Source organism: Tranquillimonas rosea, from assembly GCF_900111315.1.
Classification (GTDB): Bacteria; Pseudomonadota; Alphaproteobacteria; order Rhodobacterales; family Rhodobacteraceae; genus Tranquillimonas; species Tranquillimonas rosea.
The window spans coordinates 227954-245624 of the sequence record NZ_FOGU01000005.1 but is presented as its reverse complement, the minus strand read 5'-3'; the positions used below and the strand labels follow the sequence as shown (position 1 = coordinate 245624).

The window sequence follows — 17671 nt, the reverse complement described above, 5'->3', positions numbered from 1 at the left end:
CCGAAGCGTTACGACGCCGGAGACGAGCTGACACCCACATGCGCCGGGCGCAGCAGGCGGTCGTGCAGCATGAAGCCGACAGCCGACACCTGAATGATGTCGCCGGCCTTGGTGTCGGGCACGGGGGCCTCGAACATCGCCTCGTGATACTGCGGGTCGAACCGGTCGCCGACCTTCGGCTCGATCGGGGTGATGCCGTGCTTGGAATAGACGTTCACCAGCTCCCGCAGGGTCAGTTCGATGCCCTCGATCAGCGCGGTGTTCGCCTCGCGCTGTTCGTCGGTCACGGTGTGCAGCGCACGGCTGAGATTGTCGTAGACCGGCAGAAGATCCCGCGCGAGCTTGGAGCCGCCGTAGTTCTCGGCTTCTTTCCGGTCACGGTCGGCACGCTTGCGAGAGTTCTCGGCGTCGGCCAGCGCCCGCATCCAGCGGTCGCGCATCTCGTCGCGTTCGGACTTGAGCGCCTCGATATCCGCCTCGAGCTCGGCCTCGCGGTCAGTCGCCGCGGGCTCATCGCTCTCTTCGGTCTCGGGCTTGTCCGTTTCGTCCGTGCCGGTCGCACCGGCCATGAGCTCTTCGATCGCGCTGTCGATGTCCTTGTCGGAATTCGCCATGTTTCGCCTTCGTTATCCGCGGTCGGACAGCAGCCGTCCGACCAGTTGGGCCGTATAGTCGACAATGGGCACAATCCGCCCGTAGTTCAGCCGGGTCGGACCGATCACGCCCACGGCGCCGATGATCTTTCGGTCCGCGTTCATATATGGGCTCACCACCAGAGAGGAACCCGAAAGTGAGAAAAGCTTGTTCTCGGACCCGATGAAAATGCGCACCCCCTCGCCATCCTCGGCCAGTTCGAGGAACTCGGCGATGTCCCGCTTGCGCTCGAGATCCTCGAACAGGCTGCGGATGCGTTCCAGCTCTTCGACTTGGGCGTCCGCGCCAAGAAGATTCGCCCGGCCGCGCACGATCAGCCGCTCGTAGGTCTCGCCCTCGTTCTCCCAGATGGCAAGCCCGCTCTCGATCATGTCCGCGGCCAGCCTGTCCAGTTCCCGGCGGCGGGCCGAGATCTCGCGCTCCATGCTGCCGCGCAGTTCGGTGAGGGTCTTGCCCTCGGCCAGGGCGTTCAGGAAATTCGCCGCCTCGCGCATAGACGAGGGCGTCTGCCCCATCGGCGGGTGAAAGACGCGGTTTTCCACGTGACCGTCGGCAAAGACCAGGACCACCAAGGCGCGCTCGGGCGCGAGGCTGACGAACTCGATATGCTTGATCGGCGCCTCGTGCTTGGGTGCCAGCACAAGACTCGCCCCATGCGTCAGACCCGACAGGGCCGAACCGACCTTGTCCAGCAACGTGCCCACGTCCCGGTCGTTCGAGCCCATCGTGGCGTCGATCTTTTCCCGGTCGTCGTCCGTCAGGTCGCCGACTTCCATCAATCCGTCCACGAACATCCGCAGGCCCAGCTGTGTCGGCACACGGCCCGCCGAGACGTGCGGGCTGTCGAGCAGGCCGAGAAACTCGAGATCCTGCATGACATTGCGGACCGTCGCCGCGCTCACCTTTTCGCTCATGGCGCGGGTGAGCGTACGCGAGCCGACGGGATCGCCGCTTTCCAGATAGCCTTCCACCACGCGGCGAAAGACCTCTTTCGAGCGGTCGTTCATCTCGGCCAGTATCTGCGTCCGTTCGGTCATGTCTCCCACCCGAAAATCGAAGCTCGGGACCTTAGAGCGGCCATCCGCATGGCGTCAATCGGGGTTGCGTCTGTTCCCGGCGGGCGCATATCAGACCCCAAGTGAACAAGGGGAAATGCGATGCGTCCATCCGGTCGAGACCTAAGCGAAATGCGCCCGATTTCAATTGAAACGGGTGTCACGCGGCACGCGGAGGGCTCTTGCATGATCCGCTGCGGCGACACGCATGTCCTGTGCACCGCCTCCATCGAGGACCGTCCGCCGCCGTTCCTGAAGAACACGGGCCTCGGCTGGGTCACTGCGGAATATGGCATGCTGCCCCGCGCCACCCACACCCGCGGCCGTCGCGAGGCCAAGAACGGGCAGTCGGGCCGCACGCAGGAGATCCAGCGCCTTATCGGCCGCTCGTTGCGCGCCGGGATCGACCGCGTCGCCCTGGGCGAGCGGCAGATCACCGTGGATTGCGACGTCATCCAGGCCGATGGCGGCACCCGCTGCGCGTCGATCACCGGCGGCTGGGTCGCGCTGCGATTGGCCGTGAACGCGTTGATCAAGGCGGGCGACGTGATCTCGGACCCGATCACCGACCACGTCGCGGCAATCTCGTGCGGCATCTATGCCGGGCAGCCGGTCCTGGACCTCGACTATCCCGAGGACAGCGAAGCCGGCACCGACGGCAATTTCGTGATGACCGGCGGCGGCCGCCTGATCGAGGTGCAGATGTCGGCCGAGGGCGCCACCTTCGGACGCGATGAGATGACCGAGCTTATGGACCTCGCCGACAAGGGCGTGTCCGATCTCGTCGCCGCGCAGAAAAAGGCCCTGGCATGACCCGGCAGTTCGAGGGCGACCAACTGATCGTCGCGACGCACAACCGGGGCAAACTTGAAGAGATCGCGCAGCTGCTGTCGCCCTATGGCATCCGGCTGACGTCGAACGCTGACCACGAACTTCCCGAGCCCGAGGAAACCGGCACAACCTTCGTCGAAAACGCGCGGATCAAGGCCCATGCCGCGGCAAAGGCGACGGGCCTCCCTGCCCTGGCCGACGATTCCGGGCTGGCGATCGACGCGCTCGACGGCCAGCCGGGCGTCTATACCGCCGATTGGGCAGAGACCGGCGATGGCCGAGATTTCGTTATGGCGATGACAAAGGCCCACGAGATGTTGGATGCAAAAGGCGCGGAAGAGCCGCGCACGGCCCGTTTCTGCTGCACCCTCGTGCTGGCCTGGCCTGATGGCCACGACGAGGTCTTCCCCGGCGAGATGACCGGACAGATCGTCTGGCCCATGCGGGGCGACCAGGGTCACGGCTACGATCCGATCTTTCAGCCCGATGGCTACGACCTGACGTTCGGCGAAATGGACCGTTGGGAAAAGAACCGCATCAGCCACCGCGCCGACGCGTTCCACAAGCTCATCAAGGGCTGTTTTGACTGAGGATTGGCAGAACGGAGGCTTCGGGCTCTACATCCACTGGCCGTTCTGCCAGGCCAAGTGCCCCTACTGCGACTTCAACTCGCATGTCACGGCGTCGATCGACCAGAGCCGCTGGTGCGACGCGTACCTGGCCGAAATCGACCGGTACTCGGCCCGCACCGGCGACCGTATCCTCGACAGCGTGTTCTTCGGGGGCGGTACGCCCAGCCTGATGAACCCCGACGTCGTGGCCGCGATACTGGAGCGTGTGCGCCGGTCGTGGCGGATCGCGAACGATTTCGAGGTCACGCTCGAGGCAAACCCCACCTCCGTTGAGGCCAGCCGCTTCCGGGGCTACCGCGACGCCGGCGTCACGCGGGTGTCCATGGGGATCCAGGCACTCGACGACCAGTCGCTGCGGGGCCTCGGGCGTCTGCACACCGCCGCAGAGGCGCGGCAGGCGTTCGATGTGGCCCGATCCACGTTCGACAGGGTCAGTTTCGACATGATCTACGCCCGGCAGTCGCAGACGCTGGCGCAATGGCAGGCCGAACTGCGCGAAGCACTGTCGATGGCGATCGACCACCTTTCTCTTTACCAGCTGACCATCGAACCGGGCACCGCCTTTGGCGACCGGTATGCCAAGGGAGGCCTGCGCGGCCTTCCGGACGAGGATCTGGGGGCGGATCTCTACGAGGCGACGCAGGAGACGTGCGATCAGGCCGGGATGCCGGCCTACGAGGTGTCGAACCACGCCCGACCCGGCTCTGAGTCGCGCCACAACCTGATCTACTGGCGCTATGGGGACTATATCGGCATCGGCCCCGGCGCCCACGGACGACTGACCGAGGCTGGCGTCAAGCACGCCACCGAGGCCGTCCGCCAGCCCGGCGCGTGGCTTGATGGCCTTGGCCAGCAGACACACGAAACGCTGGAGACCATTTCCGGCGCCGAACAGGCGCAGGAGATGCTGATGATGGGCCTGCGGCTGGACGAAGGCGTGTCGACCGGACGGTATCAGACGCTCTCGGGCGAACCTCTGGATGAACGGGCGCTCACCTCGCTCGAGGATTTTGGCCTGATCGAACGCACGGACGAGCGCCTGCGCGTGACACGGCAGGGTCGACCATTGTTGAACGCCGTCCTGCGCGAGCTTCTGGGGGCCTAGGTTTCCGCAAGCTCGCCGGAGGACAGCATCCGGCACAATTCATCCAATTGTTCCAATGACTTATAGGAAATCACGACCTGTCCGGCGCCGCTCTCGGCGACATGGTTCACGCTGACCTTCATGTCGAGAGTTGCCGACAGATCCTGCTCCAACGCACGCGTGTCGGCATCCTTTTCCGGCTTTTGGCGGCCAGAGCCCTTCTTCTGACCATCCGACGGCTTCTTGGCCAACTTCTCGGTCTCGCGCACCGACAGACCCTTGGACACAACCTGTTGTGCCAATACCGATGGATTGTCCGACGTGATCAGCGCACGGGCATGGCCGGCACTCAGGCGTCCCTCTTGCAGATGTTCCCGGACGTCCTCGGGCAACGACAACAGGCGAAGCAGGTTGGCGATGTGGCTGCGGCTCTTGCCGAGCGCTTCGGCAAGCTTCTCCTGCGTGTGGCCGAACCGATCCATCAGCTGCCGATAGCCCGCCGCCTCTTCGACCGGATTCAGATCCGCCCGCTGGATGTTCTCGATGATCGCAACCTCGAGAACTTCGGTATCGTTGAATTCGCGAATGATCGCCGGCAACTCGTGCAGCTGCGCCATCTGGGCGGCCCGCCACCGACGTTCCCCGGCAACGATCTCGTATTCATCCTCGCGCGTCGGGCTACGGCGCAGGATCAGCGGCTGGATGACCCCCTTTTCGCGGATCGAGGCCGCCAGCTCTTCCAAAGCCTCCGACGTGAACGTGCGCCGCGGCTGATCCGGATTTGCGACGATCTTTTCGATGGGAATTGTCTGTTCGGCCCGGCGAGAGGTCTCGCCCTCGGCGCGGGCCTCGACCTCGGGCCCGACATCCGCCATCAGCGCCGACAATCCGCGCCCCAAGCCGCGCCGTTCCTGCTTCTTATCGTTCATTCCTGCTCTCCTCAGCTTGGCTGCGGCTCGTGGCTGCGCATGACTTCCCGCGCCAGGGCGCGATACGCGATGCTGCCCTTGGATGTCGGATCGTAATCCAGCACCGGCTGGGCATAGGACGGCGCCTCGCTCACACGCACGTTTCGCGGGATCACCGTGCGATACACCAGATCGCCCAGCGTCTCGCGCGCATCCAGCTCGACCTGCTGCGCCAGCCTGTTACGACCGTCATACATGGTCAGCACAACACCTTCGATACGAAGGTCGGCATTGGCGGACCCGCGGATCTCGCGCACGGTCAGCATCAGCTGGGAGAGGCCTTCGAGGGCGAAGAATTCGCTCTGCAACGGAACGAGCACCGAATGAGCCGCGACCATTGCATTGATTGTAAGAAGGCTCAGCGATGGCGGGCAATCGATCAGGATGTAGTCGAAGCCTTCGGCAGTTCGTCCGCCTTGACGCAACGCGGTCCGAAGCAGAAGCGTCCGCTTTTCGTTCGAGATCATTTCGAGATCCGCCGAGCTTAGATCGGTCGTCGCCGGGCAAATCCAGAGGTTCTCAAAGCTCGTGCGCCGGATCACCGAATTCAGCGGCGCTTCGTCCAGCAGCAGATCGTACGTGGTCCTCTCCCGGTCTTCCGGCTCGACCCCCAGCCCCGTCGATGCGTTGCCCTGCGGATCGAGGTCGACGATCAGGACGTTGCGCCCATCGCGTGCAAGCGCCGCACCGAGGTTGATCGCCGTCGTGGTTTTTCCGACGCCACCCTTCTGGTTCGCGACAGCAATGATCTTCGCCTTCAGCTGCTCAGGCACGGGCCACCTCGCTTATCTGCAATATCGCTGCCTCTTCGTCGGTTATACTTGGCGTCGCTGTCACCTTGAAGCGGTAGTCGCGGCGCGCTTCTTCGATTTCTTCGTTGCTTCGACGTCCCTTCGGAAAGATGCCGACGCAGTTTTCTTTGCCGTGAAGCTGCAGGTACTCCAACAGTTTCGGCAATGAGGCCAGCGCCCGCGCCGAGATTACGTCAGCCGCCAACGGCTGCACATCCTCGATACGCTTAGCAAGCACCTGGCATCGAATGTCCATCTCTCGGACCGCCTGACGAAGAAACGCCGCCTTTCGCTGGTCGGATTCAACCAGCGTGAGCTGAAGCCGCGGGTTCTCGTCTGCAGCGAATGCCCCGATCACGAGGCCGGGAAACCCGCCGCCCGATCCGAAATCCGCCCAAGTTTCCGGTTTTTCAGGCGAAAACTGCCAGATCTGCGCAGAATCCGCGATGTGGCGGTCCCAGATCGTCGCACGATCACGTTTCGAGATCAGGTTGATCCGGGGGGTCCACTTAGCAACGAGATCTTCGAGGAGGCGCAGGCGCTCCATTGTTTCACGTGAAACATTCGAGAGCTCGGATTTCAGCGTCATGCGCTTTTCCGGACATCCCGGCGTAGGGACGCAAGTATCACCGTCAACGCAGCGGGCGTCATGCCCTCGATCCGACCCGCCTGCCCCAGAGACGACGGCTGCGCAGCCTCCAGTTTCTGCGTCAGTTCGTTCGAAAGACCGGGAACGGTCGAGAAATCGAAGTCTGACGGGATCTCGACGGCCTCATCACGCTTGAGCGCGGCAACGTCGAGTTCCTGACGCTGCAAGTAGTTCGCATAGAGCGCCTCACGTTCCAGCTGGCGCCGTACTTCAGGCCCAATCTCGGAAAGCTCCGGCTTGACAGCAACAAGATCCTCGAAACTCATCTTAGGAAAGCTAAGAACCTCGTAGAGCGAGCGACGCGTTCCGTCGTCAGAAACCGAAATGCCACCAGAGCGAAGCTCCTTCGGCGTAAACGAACCCGTTTTCAACTGGTTTCGAGCAGCGTCTAGCCGCTCCATCTTCTGCGAAAACGCCACACGACGGGCCTCCCCGACGCATTCAGACGCCATCGCGATCGGCGTCAGACGTTGATCGGCGTTATCAGCCCGCAAGCTCAGCCGAAACTCGGCGCGGGAGGTGAACATGCGGTACGGCTCGGTCACGCCACGCGTCGTCAAATCGTCGATCATCACGCCGATATAGCTGTCACCGCGCGACAGGATCACGTCGTCCAGGCCACGCGCCACGCCCGCAGCGTTCAGGCCGGCAATCAGACCTTGAGCCGCAGCTTCTTCGTACCCCGTCGTTCCATTGATCTGACCGGCCAGATAAAGCCCCGGCAGGTGCGGCAGCTCCAGCGTCGGTGTCAGAAGCTTCGGGTCGATGAAGTCGTACTCGATGGCATATCCGGGCTGCAGGATCTCGGCGTTCTCCAGGCCCTCGATCGTCCGCACGTAGTCTTGCTGGACCTCTTCCGGAAGGGACGTCGAAATCCCGTTCGGATAGACCGTGTCCGTGGAAAGCCCCTCTGGCTCCAGGAAAATCTGGTGCGAGTCCTTTTCCGCAAAGCGGACGATCTTGTCCTCGATCGAGGGACAGTACCGCGGACCGATCCCGTCGATATGCCCGCCATACATTGCGGACCGATCCAGGTTCGCACGGATAATATCGTGGGTCCTGTCGTTCGTATGCGTGATGCCGCACGCGACCTGACGCGCGCTTGGCGCTTTGGACATGAACGAGAACAGCGTTGGATCATCGTCGCCCGGCTGCTTTTCCAGCCGATCCCAATCGATGGTCTTTCCGTCGAGTCGTGGCGGCGTGCCCGTCTTGAGGCGACCGAATTGCAGGCCCAGGTCGTCGAGCCGCTCTGCCAGACGCACCGCAGGAGCGTCACCCATGCGTCCGCCGGCAATCTGACGATCGCCGATATGGATAACACCGCGAAGGAACGTTCCAGTCGTCAGGACAACCGAGTGCGAGGCGATGCGGCTTTCATCTTCCAGCACGACGCCTGCGGCGCGGCCATCTTCGACGATCAGATCGACGACCTGTCCTTCGATGATGTCGAGGTTGCCTTGTTCTGCGAGGAGATCCGCGATGGCGGCCTTGTAGAGCGCGCGATCCGCCTGGGCGCGCGGGCCCTGCACCGCGGGGCCCTTCCGGCGGTTGAGGAGGCGAAACTGAATACCGGCGCGGTCTGCCGCGCGTCCCATGATACCGTCGAAGGCGTCGATTTCGCGCACGAGATGGCCTTTGCCCAGACCACCGATCGCCGGATTACAGGACATGACGCCGATACCGTCGCGCGTCAGGGTGACAAGCGCGGTGCGGGATCCGCGGCGTGCGGCTGCCGCAGCAGCTTCAGCGCCGGCGTGCCCCCCGCCGATTACGATGACGTCAAAATGTTTCACGTGAAACATCCCTCATTTACCCAGGCAAAAGCTCGCGAAGATTTCGTCGAGCACGTCGTCTACAGAGATGCGCCCAACCAAACGCTCGAGAGTTCGGATCGCCCGCCGGATCTCTTCGGCGACAACCTCTTCCGACATGTTCCCGGTGGATACAGCATCTGTCGCCGATTCCAAAAGCCCCAACGCTTCGGTCAACGCAATTCTTTGCCTTTCCCGGACCAGAGAACTGGCGTTTCGAACCCGCGTCGACAAGATCCCCTCGATCTCTGCGACCAGCTGATCGACGCCATCGCCGGTCAATCCAGACACGCCATTGCGAGAGCCGCTCAGATCGGACTTGGCGTGCCGCAGCAGGTCTTCTGGTCCGAGCGCGATCTCAGGCTGCTCGTCCGCGCTTTCCTGCAAGAATACGCGCAGGTCGGCCGCCTCGCCCCGCTGACGCGCCCGCGCGACGCCGATTGCCTCGACCTCATCCTCCGTGTCCCGCAGGCCCGCGGTATCGAGGAACGTCACCGGCAATCCGCCGATGTCCATTCGCACTTCGATCACATCGCGCGTCGTTCCAGCTACTGACGAGGTAATCGCTGCGTCGCGACCGGCTAATGCATTGAGAAGGGTAGACTTTCCGACATTCGGGCGCCCAAGGATCGCGACCTCGAACCCATCGCGTATCCTCTCGGCCGAGGACGCGCCCGCCAGTTCGACCTTGAAGTCGGAAATGACTCCGGCCAAGAGATCCCGCACCTCTGGCAACACGTCGGTCGGCACCTCTTCATCGGCAAAATCGATGACGGCTTCAAGCAGCGCCGCGGCCCGGATCAGATCACCCCGCCACCGGTCGACCTTACCGCCCAGCTTGCCGGACATGATGTCGAGCGCCTGGCGCCTCTGCAGTTCGGTTTCCGAGTCGATCAGGTCGCCCAAGCCTTCGACCTGGGTCAGATCAAGCCGGCCATTCTCCAACGCCCGCCGCGTGAATTCCCCGGGCTCGGCCATGCGCAGACCGCCCTGCGCGCTGAGCACGCGCATCAGCGCGTCGATAATCGCGGGACTGCCATGTATCTGGAATTCTACGGTATCTTCGCCGGTAAAGCTCGCGCCGGACGAAAATGTCAGGACAAGTGCTTTGTCCAGGGCCTCACCGGTCGACGATCGAAGGTGCCGCACGGCACTGGACCGGGGCGCCGGCAGGGCTCCGGCGATAGCCCGGCCCGCCGCGAACGCCTGCGGTCCCGAAATCCGAATGACGGCAACGCCCGATTTGCCCCGCGCCGAGGCCAGGGCATAGATCGTATCCATGGCGCACCTGCCGGTCCTAGGTATTCATCGAGTCGAAGAACTCGGAGTTCGTCTTGGTCTGCTTGAGCTTCGACAGAAGGAACTCGATCGCGTCCGTCGTGCCCATCGGGTTCAGGATCCGCCGCAGCACGTAGGTCTTCTGAAGGTCGGCCTTCTCGGTCAGAAGGTCTTCCTTCCGGGTGCCGGACTTGAGGATATCCATCGCCGGATAGACGCGCTTGTCAGCGACCTTGCGGTCCAGCACGATCTCCGAGTTGCCGGTGCCCTTGAACTCTTCGAAGATGACTTCGTCCATGCGGCTGCCGGTGTCGATCAGCGCGGTCGCGATGATGGTCAGCGACCCGCCCTCTTCGATGTTCCGAGCCGCGCCGAAAAAGCGTTTGGGGCGTTGCAGGGCGTTGGCGTCGACGCCGCCGGTCAGCACCTTGCCCGAGCTCGGGACCACGGTGTTGAACGCGCGGCCCAAGCGGGTGATCGAGTCCAGCAGGATCACGACGTCGCGCTTGTGCTCGACCAGGCGCTTGGCCTTTTCGATGACCATGTCGCTCACCGCGACGTGGCGCGTGGCGGGTTCGTCGAAGGTTGACGACACGACCTCGCCCTTCACGCTACGCTGCATGTCGGTCACCTCTTCGGGCCGCTCGTCGATGAGCAGCACGATCAGGTAACATTCCGGGTGGTTCGCCTCGATCGAGTGGGCGATGTTCTGTAGCAGAACGGTCTTGCCCGTGCGCGGCGGCGCCACGATCAGCGACCGCTGGCCCTTGCCGATGGGCGCGACCAGGTCGATTATCCGGGCCGACTTGTCCTTGATCGTCGGATCCTCGATCTCCATGTGCAGCCGCTCATCGGGATAGAGCGGCGTCAGGTTGTCGAAGGCGACCTTGTGCCGTGCCTTGTCGGGCTCCTCGAAGTTGATCTTCTCGACCGAGGTAAGGGCGAAGTACCGCTCGTTCTCGTCGGGGCCGCGGATCACGCCTTCGACGGTGTCGCCGGTCCGCAGCGCGTACTGGCGGATCATGTCGGGCGAGACGTAGATGTCGTCCGGACCGGGCAGATAGTTGGCCTCGGGCGAGCGCAGGAAGCCGAAGCCGTCCTGCAGCACCTCGAGCACGCCGTCCCCGCCGATCGTCCAGTCCTCGTCGGCGCGCTCCTTCAGGATCGAGAACATCATGTCGCCCTTGCGCATGGTCGACGCGTTCTCGATCTCGAGTTCTTCGGCGAGGGCAAGCAGATCCTTCGGGCTCTGCGCCTTGAGTTCCGACAGGTTCAGGCGGTCTTGGCTCATGGAATACGGTCCTGCGGCCCCGCTCGGGTGCCGTTGCATCTGCTATAGTGGGAAGTCCTCCGCCCGGACGGGCAGCGAGGCCGTCAGATAGAGATCGCGGGACGTCTTGTCAACGGCGACTCAGAACGGGCGCACGACCACCGAGATGACGATCACCAGCAACAACAGCGTCGGGACCTCGTTCATCATCCGGTAGGTCCGGCCATCGCGGACGTTGTGCCCGTTCGCGAAATCCTTGCGGCGCACGGCGCACCACATGTGAAACCACGTCATCCCCAGCACCGCGGCCGCCTTGGTCCACGGCCAGATCATCGACCAGTCCACGAGCCCCGGAATCCCGACGAGCATCAGGCCGAACAGCCAGGTGGCGATCATCGCCGGGTTCATGATCACGCGGAGAAGCTTCATCTCCATCGTCTGGAACAGGTCGTCCCGCCCGCCGCCGGGTTCGACCTGTTCGGCGTGATAGACGAACAATCTGGGCAGATAGAACAGGCCGGCCATCCACGCGATCACCGCGATGATGTGGAACGCCTTAATCCACGGATAGGCGTAGGCGAGGAACGTGTTCATGGCGGCCTCCGAAGCGGTCGGTCCCACCATCTATCTCAATAGATCTTTAGAAGAAAAGATGATGATGTTTGTTGGGTCTGGGGAGTTGTGGATTGCCGGATCTCTCCCTGGGTTCTGCACAGGTCATAGGCCTGTTGATCTACGCCCGCCGGATCCGTGGACATATAGGCGGGGATAAAAAAATAGGTTTGAAAATCATATAGTTATAAAAAACATCCTGTGGATAAGTCGTTGGATGAAGATCTGACGACTCGGATCCGTCGGACTTGCCCACACATCGAAAGATTACCCATCCACGCGTGGACATCGCGGGACGCAGCGGGCACATATCGGCGGGGGCTGTTAACGGATCTGATTGCCCCCTGAGTCGTACCGAGCCGGTCCCCCGGTTTCAGCGAGAATTATCCACCGGGTGATGCACATGACCGAACAGATCATCCTCGCCTCTGGCTCGGAAATCCGCCGCGACCTTCTGCGCCGGGCCGGTCTGGACATCCAGGTGATGCCCGCGCGGATCGACGAGGATGCCCTGCGCGGCGGCCTCGTCTCCGAAGGTGTGCAACCGCGCGACGTTGCCGACGCGCTGGCCGAGGCCAAGGCGCGGAAGATCAGCGGCAAGGAACCCGGCGCGCTGGTCATCGGCTGCGACCAGATCCTGAACCTCGGCCCCGAGATCCTGTCCAAGCCCGAGACGCCCGAGATCGCCCGTGACCAGCTGCAACGCCTGTCGGGCCAGACGCACATGCTGCAATCCGCCGCCGTGATCTATCAGGGGGGTGAGCCGCTCTGGCGCCATGTCGGTGTGGTGCGCCTGCGGATGCGCGAGATCTCCGAGGCGTATCTCGACGACTATTTAGCGCGGAACTGGGAAAGCGTCCGCCATTCGGTCGGCGCCTACAAGCTCGAGGAAGAAGGCGTGCGCCTGTTCACGCGAATCGACGGCGACTATTTCACCGTGTTGGGGCTGCCGATGCTGGAACTCTTGTCCTATCTCACGATGCGGGGGACATTGCCGTCATGACTGTCGACCGCATACCGCTCGCCGGGGTCATCGGCTCGCCCATCGCGCACAGCCGGTCGCCCGCCCTGCACCGCCATTGGCTGCGCGTGAATGCGCTGCCCGGCTATTACATCCCGATGGACGTCGCGCAGGGCGATCTTCGCGAGGCTCTCCGCACGCTGCCCAAGCTGGGCTTCGTCGGGGCGAACGTGACGATTCCCCACAAGGAGGCGATGCTTGAGATCGCCGATCAGGTGACCGACCGCGCGGCGCTGATCGGGGCGGCCAACACGTTGATCTTTCGTCCGGACGGCAGCGTTCACGCCGACAACACCGATGGCTACGGCTTTATCGAGAACCTGCGCCAGAACGCCCCAGGCTGGCAGCCCGCATCGGGCCCCGCCGCGGTATTCGGGGCCGGTGGCGCCGCGCGGGCCGTGCTTGCGTCGCTGATCGACGCCGGCGTGCCCGAGATCCGGCTGACCAACCGCACCCGAGCTCGCGCCGAGGCGCTGCGGCAGGAGTTTGGCAACAAGGTCGTCGTCTATGACTGGGTGCAGGCCGGCAACACGCTCGACGGTGCGATGACGGCGGTGAACGCCAGCTCGCTCGGGATGACCGGCAAGGGCGCGTTCCGCGTCCCGCTCGACGGGCTGTCCCCGAAGGCGGTCGTGACCGACCTTGTCTATACGCCGCTGCGAACAGATTTCCTGGAACGCGCGGCCGAGATCGGCTGCACCACGGTGGACGGGCTTGGGATGCTGATCTACCAGGCCGCGCCGGGCTTCGAGCGCTGGTTCGGGATGCGGCCGGTGGTCGACGAGGCGACCAGGAACGTGCTGCTGCCCAGATGACCCGTCCGTTCGTCATCGGGCTCACCGGCTCGATCGGCATGGGCAAGTCCACGACGGCGCTGTTGTTCGCGGACGAGGGTCTGCCCGTCTGGGACGCGGATGCCGCCGTGCACCGGCTGTATGGCCCCGGTGGCGACGCCGTGGGGCCGATCGGCGAGCTTCGCCCCGAGGCGGTGCACGAGGGCGGCGTGGACCGCACCGCCCTGTCCGACTGGATCGCGCAGGATCCCAGCGCCCTGCGCCGCATTGAACGGATCGTGCACCCGCTCGTCGCCGCAGACCGCGCCGCCTTCATTGATGGTGCGGATGCGGACATCGTCGTGCTCGACATCCCGCTTCTGTTCGAGACCGGCTCAGACGCCGAAATGGACCACGTCGTCGTGGTCAGCGCTCCGCCCGAGGTCCAGCGCCGGCGGGTGCTCGAAAGGCCCGGCATGACCGAGGCGCGACTGGACGCCATTCTTGCAAAACAGCTGCCGGATGCGCAGAAAAGACAGCGGGCCGACGACGTGGTCGAGACGCGGACGCTCGACGCGGCGCGGAGTCAGGTCAGAGAGATCCTGTCGAAGATCAGAAAGAGGCTGAGCGATGCGTGAGATCGTCCTCGACACCGAGACGACGGGCTTCGAGCCCGAAACCGGCGACCGCCTGGTCGAGATCGGCGCGGTCGAGCTGCTCAACCACATGCCGACCGGGCGCACCTATCACCAGTACATCAACCCGCAGCGAGGCATGCCGGACGAGGCGTTCCAAGTGCACGGACTGGGCGACGATTTCCTGAGGGACAAGCCGCTGTTCGCGGCCGTCGGGCAGGATTTCCTCGATTTCATCGGCAACGACGCCAAGCTGGTGATCCACAACGCCGCGTTCGACATGAAATTCCTCAATGCCGAGCTGGGTTGGGCCAAGCTACCGCTGATTCCGATGGACCGGGCGGTCGATACCGTGGCCATCGCCCGCCGCAAGTTCCCTGGCTCGCCCGCGTCGCTGGACGCACTTTGCCGGCGCTTCGGCATCGACAACTCGTCGCGGACGCTGCACGGCGCGCTTCTGGACTCGGAAATCCTGGCGGAGGTGTATCTCGAACTGATCGGCGGCCGTCAGCCGGATTTCGGCCTCTCGGCAGATACCGACCGGCGGGCCGGTGCGGACGCCGCCGACGACTGGCGCCCGCGTCCGCGGCCCGAGCCCCTGCCCGCGCGCCTGACGGAAGAAGAGAAAGCCGCCCATGCCGCCTTCGTGGCGGCCCTGGGCGACGATACGCTCTGGGCCCGGATCTGGTCGGGCGCCTGAGCCTCAGTTCGTGGGCGTCGTCTGGTCTTCGGTCTTCTGCTGCTGACGCTGCGCCAGGCCCTGACGATAGAGCGCGACGAAATCGATGTTCTCGAGGTTCAGCCCCGGGAACCCGCCGTCCTGCGTCACGTCGCTGACGATCCGGCGCACGAACGGGAACAGCTGACGCGGGCACTCGATCAGCAGGAAGGGATGCAGCTGCTCTTCGGGCACGTTCTCGACGTGGAAGATGCCGCTGTATTCCAGCTCGAGCACGTACAGCGTCACCTCGGGATCGTGCGTCTTGGAGGTGACATTGAACTTGGTGAGAACTTCGTACTCGTTCTCATTGTCGCGCTTGCGGGCGTCCAGGTTCACCTGAACCTGCACGTCGGGCTTTCCGCTCTGCTGGATGCCCTTGCGCGCGACGATGTTCTCGAACGACAGGTCGCGGATGTACTGGCCCAGGATGCGCATCTTGGGCGCCGTCTGGGTGGCAGGTTTATCCGACGCGCCGTTGGTCGGGGTTTCTTCGGCCATGGATAGGCTCCTTAGGGGTCAAATATCGCCCGGATGCTTACCAAGGGCTCGCGAAGGGCTCAATGCCGTGTCCATCCGGATGGCGAGTGCGTGGGCCGTTTCTGCGACTCGGGGTCGACCTCGGTGAACTCCCCCTCGATCGTGTCGCCACGGCCGGACGGTCCGCCGGGGCGCGGACCGCTGGGCCCGCGCGGATCATAGCCCGGACCTGGCCGGGGACCGCTGCCCACCGCATGAACCTCGATCCGTTTGCCCAGCTCGCGGATTGCCAGCTTGCGCAGCGGCGGCGTCAGCAGCGCGAAGCCGACGGCGTCGGTGAAAAAGCCCGGCGTCAGCAGCAGAAGCCCCGCAACCAGGATCATCGCCCCGTGCGCCAGCGGCTCGGTCGGATCGCGCATCCCGTTGAGCGAGCGCTTCACGTCCGACAGCGCGCCAGCCCCCTGCGTGCGCACCAGATAGGTGCCGGCCATCGCCGTCAGCAGAACGATCAGCAACGTCGGCCACAGCCCGATCAGCCCGCCGACCTGAATGAACAGGGCGATCTCGATCAATGGTACCGCGACGAATAGGGCAAACAGCCACATCCCAGCCTCCTTCTCCGGGGCCGCAGTGGACTCGCGCCGACCCCTCCCCTACATAAGGTCTGATGCGAGCTGAAACCAACCCGCCCGCCTTGAGGTTTTTTCGATGAGTTCTGCCGCCCTACAACTTCTGGTCCTCGCCGGAATTGCCGTCTTCCTCATCCTGCGCCTCAGGAGCGTTCTGGGAAGTCGCGAAGGATATGAGAAGCCACCTGTCAACGCGAACGACACCAAGCGCACGAGCCGCCCTGAATTCGAGGTGATCGAAGGCGGCCCCGACCGCGACATCACCGACCATGTCGATGACGGCTCCGACAGCGCCAAGGCGCTTGCCGCGATGAAGATGGCCGAGCCCGAATTCAATGTCGGTGAGTTCCTGCAGGGCGCGCGCGGCGCCTACGAAATGGTGCTCATGGCGTTCGAGAACGGCGATATGGAAGACGTGCGCTTCTTCCTGGCCGAGGACGTCGCCGCCGCCTTCGACGAGGTCATCGAACAGCGCCGGCAGCAGGGCCTGACGATCGACGCGAACTTCGTCGGCCTGCGCGATGTCGGTATCGTGTCGGCCCGCTTTGACCGGGATACCAATGAGGGCGAGATCAGCGTGCGCTTCACGGGCGAACTGACCTCCGTGGTCAAGAACGCCGAGGGTGAGGTGATCGAGGGCAGCCCGAACGAGATCAAGCGCCAGAAGGACGTCTGGACCTTCTCGCGGCCGATGGGCACCGACGACCCGAACTGGATTCTCGTCGCCACCGGAGAGTGAGGATGCGCGCGCTCGTGGCGATGATGCTGGGCGGTAGCCTCGCCGTCGCGGGCCAGACGGCCGGCGCCGCGCCTCTCACACACGAGATCCTGTCCTTCGACGACCTGCGCGGCTGGGAGACCGACGATCACGATGCAGCGATGTCGGTCTTCCTGGAAACCTGCCGCGACATGGACCCGCCCCAGTGGCAGGCGCTCTGCAACGCCGCCGTCGACATGGACGATGCGAAGGGCTTCTTCGAGCTGTTCTTCCGCCCCGTCCTGATCGAGGACGGCGACCCCATGCTGTTCACCGGTTATTTCGAGCCCGAACTAGAAGGCTCCCGCGAACGGACCGAGCGCTACCAGTACCCGATCTACGGCGTCCCGTCCGAGCTCAGCTCGGGCGAGCAGTTCCATTCCCGCGAAGAGATCGAGACCGAGGGCGTGCTCGAGGGCAAGGGGCTGGAAATCGCCTGGCTCGACGACCCGGTCGACGTGTTCTTCCTGCAGATCCAGGGCTCCGGGCGGATCAGGCTTCGCGACGGAACCGGCCTCCGCGTCGGCTATGGCGGCAAGAACGGCCACGAGTACAAGTCGATCGGCAAGGAGCTGGTGCGCCGGGACGTCTACGAGCCGCACCAGGTCTCGGCCGAGGTCATCCGCAACTGGGTCAAGCGCAACCCCGAAGAGGGCCGCGAACTCCTGCATCACAACCCCTCCTACGTGTTCTTCCGCGAGGTCAGCGAAGTGCCCGCCGACAAAGGCCCCCTCGGGGCGATGAACCGGTCGATCACGGCGGGGCGCAGCATCGCGGTCGATCCGTCCCATACCCCCCTGGGTGCGCCCGTCTGGATCGAAAAGGCCGGCGCGGAGCCGATGCGCCGGCTGATGATCGCGCAGGACACCGGCTCGGCGATCAAGGGGTCGCAGCGGGCGGACATCTTCTACGGCACCGGCGACGACGCCGGGCGCGAGGCCGGCCGCATCCGCGATCAGGGCCGCATGGTCGTGCTCATGCCGATCCAGCGGGCCTTCGCCCTCGCGCCGGGATTCTGAG

Annotated in this window: 20 protein-coding genes; 9 read left to right on the top strand and 11 right to left on the bottom strand. The window is 64.2% G+C overall.

The genetic code is table 11. The features are described from left to right. Positions 1-8: 8 nt before the first annotated feature. On the bottom strand, positions 9-569 hold the full coding sequence (locus BMZ25_RS10405; protein ID WP_408033437.1) for a nucleotide exchange factor GrpE: 561 nt from the start codon (positions 567-569) through the stop codon (positions 9-11). 57 nt (positions 570-626) lie between these two features. Continuing rightward, positions 627-1691 carry a heat-inducible transcriptional repressor HrcA gene (gene hrcA / locus BMZ25_RS10400; RefSeq protein WP_092693206.1) on the bottom strand — a complete coding sequence of 355 codons (1065 nt, stop codon included), beginning with the start codon at positions 1689-1691 and terminating at the stop codon, positions 627-629. Between the two features lie 120 nt (positions 1692-1811). Here hrcA and rph point away from each other — a divergent pair, with 120 nt between their 5' ends. The 3 genes from rph to hemW are packed head-to-tail and all read left to right on the top strand — an operon-like array spanning position 1812 to position 4277. Further along, positions 1812-2522, top strand: a complete 711-nt coding sequence (gene rph / locus BMZ25_RS10395) for a ribonuclease PH (protein WP_092693203.1) — start codon at positions 1812-1814, stop codon at positions 2520-2522. Continuing rightward, positions 2519-3130 (top strand): RdgB/HAM1 family non-canonical purine NTP pyrophosphatase, encoded by a 612-nt coding sequence (gene rdgB, locus BMZ25_RS10390; RefSeq protein ID WP_092693201.1) that lies wholly within the window; start codon positions 2519-2521, stop codon positions 3128-3130. Before rph ends, rdgB begins: the two co-directional genes overlap by 4 nt. After that, a complete protein-coding gene (hemW, locus tag BMZ25_RS10385) occupies positions 3123-4277 on the top strand; it encodes a radical SAM family heme chaperone HemW (RefSeq protein WP_092693199.1) in 1155 nt (384 codons plus the stop codon). The genes rdgB and hemW overlap by 8 nt, the downstream gene beginning before the upstream one ends. On the opposite strand, the gene BMZ25_RS10380 is transcribed toward hemW, so the two are convergent. The 7 genes from BMZ25_RS10380 to hemJ all read right to left on the bottom strand — a co-directional run bounded on the left by BMZ25_RS10380 (position 4274) and on the right by hemJ (position 11620). After that, complete coding sequence (locus tag BMZ25_RS10380; protein ID WP_092693197.1) at positions 4274-5185, bottom strand: ParB/RepB/Spo0J family partition protein; 912 nt, start codon at positions 5183-5185, stop codon at positions 4274-4276. The genes hemW and BMZ25_RS10380 overlap by 4 nt on opposite strands. A gap of 11 nt (positions 5186-5196) precedes the next feature. Beyond that, complete coding sequence (locus BMZ25_RS10375; RefSeq protein WP_092693195.1) at positions 5197-5997, bottom strand: ParA family protein; 801 nt, start codon at positions 5995-5997, stop codon at positions 5197-5199. Next, positions 5990-6604, bottom strand: coding sequence for a 16S rRNA (guanine(527)-N(7))-methyltransferase RsmG (gene rsmG, locus BMZ25_RS10370; RefSeq protein WP_092693193.1), 615 nt, complete (start codon positions 6602-6604; stop codon positions 5990-5992). The genes BMZ25_RS10375 and rsmG overlap by 8 nt, the downstream gene beginning before the upstream one ends. After that, positions 6601-8469 carry a tRNA uridine-5-carboxymethylaminomethyl(34) synthesis enzyme MnmG gene (gene mnmG / locus BMZ25_RS10365; RefSeq protein ID WP_092693191.1) on the bottom strand — a complete coding sequence of 623 codons (1869 nt, stop codon included), beginning with the start codon at positions 8467-8469 and terminating at the stop codon, positions 6601-6603. The genes rsmG and mnmG overlap by 4 nt, the downstream gene beginning before the upstream one ends. Before the next feature lie 3 nt (positions 8470-8472). After that, positions 8473-9759, bottom strand: a complete 1287-nt coding sequence (mnmE, locus tag BMZ25_RS10360; RefSeq protein ID WP_092693189.1) for a tRNA uridine-5-carboxymethylaminomethyl(34) synthesis GTPase MnmE — start codon at positions 9757-9759, stop codon at positions 8473-8475. Between the two features lie 16 nt (positions 9760-9775). Then, positions 9776-11047 (bottom strand): transcription termination factor Rho, encoded by a 1272-nt coding sequence (gene rho / locus BMZ25_RS10355; protein ID WP_092693185.1) that lies wholly within the window; start codon positions 11045-11047, stop codon positions 9776-9778. A 120-nt stretch (positions 11048-11167) separates the two neighbouring features. Then, complete coding sequence (gene hemJ, locus BMZ25_RS10350) at positions 11168-11620, bottom strand: protoporphyrinogen oxidase HemJ (protein WP_092693478.1); 453 nt, start codon at positions 11618-11620, stop codon at positions 11168-11170. Between the two features lie 421 nt (positions 11621-12041). On the opposite strand from hemJ, the gene BMZ25_RS10345 reads away from it, so the two are divergent. Genes BMZ25_RS10345 through dnaQ form a run of 4 tightly spaced genes read left to right on the top strand, consistent with a single transcriptional unit; the run spans position 12042 to position 14767 of the window. Next, positions 12042-12641 carry a Maf family nucleotide pyrophosphatase gene (locus tag BMZ25_RS10345; RefSeq protein ID WP_092693477.1) on the top strand — a complete coding sequence of 200 codons (600 nt, stop codon included), beginning with the start codon at positions 12042-12044 and terminating at the stop codon, positions 12639-12641. Continuing rightward, positions 12638-13474: a shikimate dehydrogenase gene (locus BMZ25_RS10340; protein ID WP_092693182.1), complete on the top strand. Its 837-nt coding sequence runs from the start codon at positions 12638-12640 to the stop codon at positions 13472-13474. Before BMZ25_RS10345 ends, BMZ25_RS10340 begins: the two co-directional genes overlap by 4 nt. Continuing rightward, on the top strand, positions 13471-14070 hold the full coding sequence (gene coaE / locus BMZ25_RS10335) for a dephospho-CoA kinase (protein WP_092693181.1): 600 nt from the start codon (positions 13471-13473) through the stop codon (positions 14068-14070). The genes BMZ25_RS10340 and coaE overlap by 4 nt, the downstream gene beginning before the upstream one ends. Then, entirely contained in the window at positions 14063-14767 is a 705-nt protein-coding gene (gene dnaQ, locus BMZ25_RS10330; protein ID WP_092693178.1) for a DNA polymerase III subunit epsilon, read from the top strand. Before coaE ends, dnaQ begins: the two co-directional genes overlap by 8 nt. Before the next feature lie 3 nt (positions 14768-14770). On the opposite strand, the gene secB is transcribed toward dnaQ, so the two are convergent. Continuing rightward, positions 14771-15286, bottom strand: a complete 516-nt coding sequence (gene secB, locus BMZ25_RS10325; protein ID WP_092693177.1) for a protein-export chaperone SecB — start codon at positions 15284-15286, stop codon at positions 14771-14773. 59 nt (positions 15287-15345) lie between these two features. Then, the gene (locus BMZ25_RS10320; protein ID WP_092693175.1) at positions 15346-15870 is read right to left on the bottom strand and encodes an FxsA family protein; all 525 of its coding nucleotides are present in this window, start codon (positions 15868-15870) and stop codon (positions 15346-15348) included. A 103-nt stretch (positions 15871-15973) separates the two neighbouring features. Between BMZ25_RS10320 and BMZ25_RS10315 the strand changes: the two genes are divergently transcribed. Both BMZ25_RS10315 and mltA read left to right on the top strand, forming a co-directional pair. Then, entirely contained in the window at positions 15974-16633 is a 660-nt protein-coding gene (locus tag BMZ25_RS10315) for a Tim44/TimA family putative adaptor protein (protein ID WP_092693174.1), read from the top strand. Between the two features lie 2 nt (positions 16634-16635). Continuing rightward, complete coding sequence (mltA, locus tag BMZ25_RS10310; protein WP_092693172.1) at positions 16636-17670, top strand: murein transglycosylase A; 1035 nt, start codon at positions 16636-16638, stop codon at positions 17668-17670. Position 17671 lies beyond the last annotated feature (1 nt).

Coding starts and splice junctions, on each gene's coding strand:
- BMZ25_RS10405 (WP_408033437.1), bottom strand. CDS start 569: ATGGCCGGTGCGACCGGCACGGACGAAACGGACAAGCCCGAGACCGAA.
- hrcA (WP_092693206.1), bottom strand. CDS start 1,691: ATGACCGAACGGACGCAGATACTGGCCGAGATGAACGACCGCTCGAAA.
- rph (WP_092693203.1), top strand. CDS start 1,812: ATGCGTCCATCCGGTCGAGACCTAAGCGAAATGCGCCCGATTTCAATT.
- rdgB (WP_092693201.1), top strand. CDS start 2,519: ATGACCCGGCAGTTCGAGGGCGACCAACTGATCGTCGCGACGCACAAC.
- BMZ25_RS10380 (WP_092693197.1), bottom strand. CDS start 5,185: ATGAACGATAAGAAGCAGGAACGGCGCGGCTTGGGGCGCGGATTGTCG.
- rsmG (WP_092693193.1), bottom strand. CDS start 6,604: ATGACGCTGAAATCCGAGCTCTCGAATGTTTCACGTGAAACAATGGAG.
- mnmG (WP_092693191.1), bottom strand. CDS start 8,469: ATGTTTCACGTGAAACATTTTGACGTCATCGTAATCGGCGGGGGGCAC.
- mnmE (WP_092693189.1), bottom strand. CDS start 9,759: ATGGATACGATCTATGCCCTGGCCTCGGCGCGGGGCAAATCGGGCGTT.
- rho (WP_092693185.1), bottom strand. CDS start 11,047: ATGAGCCAAGACCGCCTGAACCTGTCGGAACTCAAGGCGCAGAGCCCG.
- hemJ (WP_092693478.1), bottom strand. CDS start 11,620: ATGAACACGTTCCTCGCCTACGCCTATCCGTGGATTAAGGCGTTCCAC.
- BMZ25_RS10345 (WP_092693477.1), top strand. CDS start 12,042: ATGACCGAACAGATCATCCTCGCCTCTGGCTCGGAAATCCGCCGCGAC.
- BMZ25_RS10340 (WP_092693182.1), top strand. CDS start 12,638: ATGACTGTCGACCGCATACCGCTCGCCGGGGTCATCGGCTCGCCCATC.
- coaE (WP_092693181.1), top strand. CDS start 13,471: ATGACCCGTCCGTTCGTCATCGGGCTCACCGGCTCGATCGGCATGGGC.
- dnaQ (WP_092693178.1), top strand. CDS start 14,063: ATGCGTGAGATCGTCCTCGACACCGAGACGACGGGCTTCGAGCCCGAA.
- secB (WP_092693177.1), bottom strand. CDS start 15,286: ATGGCCGAAGAAACCCCGACCAACGGCGCGTCGGATAAACCTGCCACC.
- BMZ25_RS10320 (WP_092693175.1), bottom strand. CDS start 15,870: ATGTGGCTGTTTGCCCTATTCGTCGCGGTACCATTGATCGAGATCGCC.
- BMZ25_RS10315 (WP_092693174.1), top strand. CDS start 15,974: ATGAGTTCTGCCGCCCTACAACTTCTGGTCCTCGCCGGAATTGCCGTC.
- mltA (WP_092693172.1), top strand. CDS start 16,636: ATGCGCGCGCTCGTGGCGATGATGCTGGGCGGTAGCCTCGCCGTCGCG.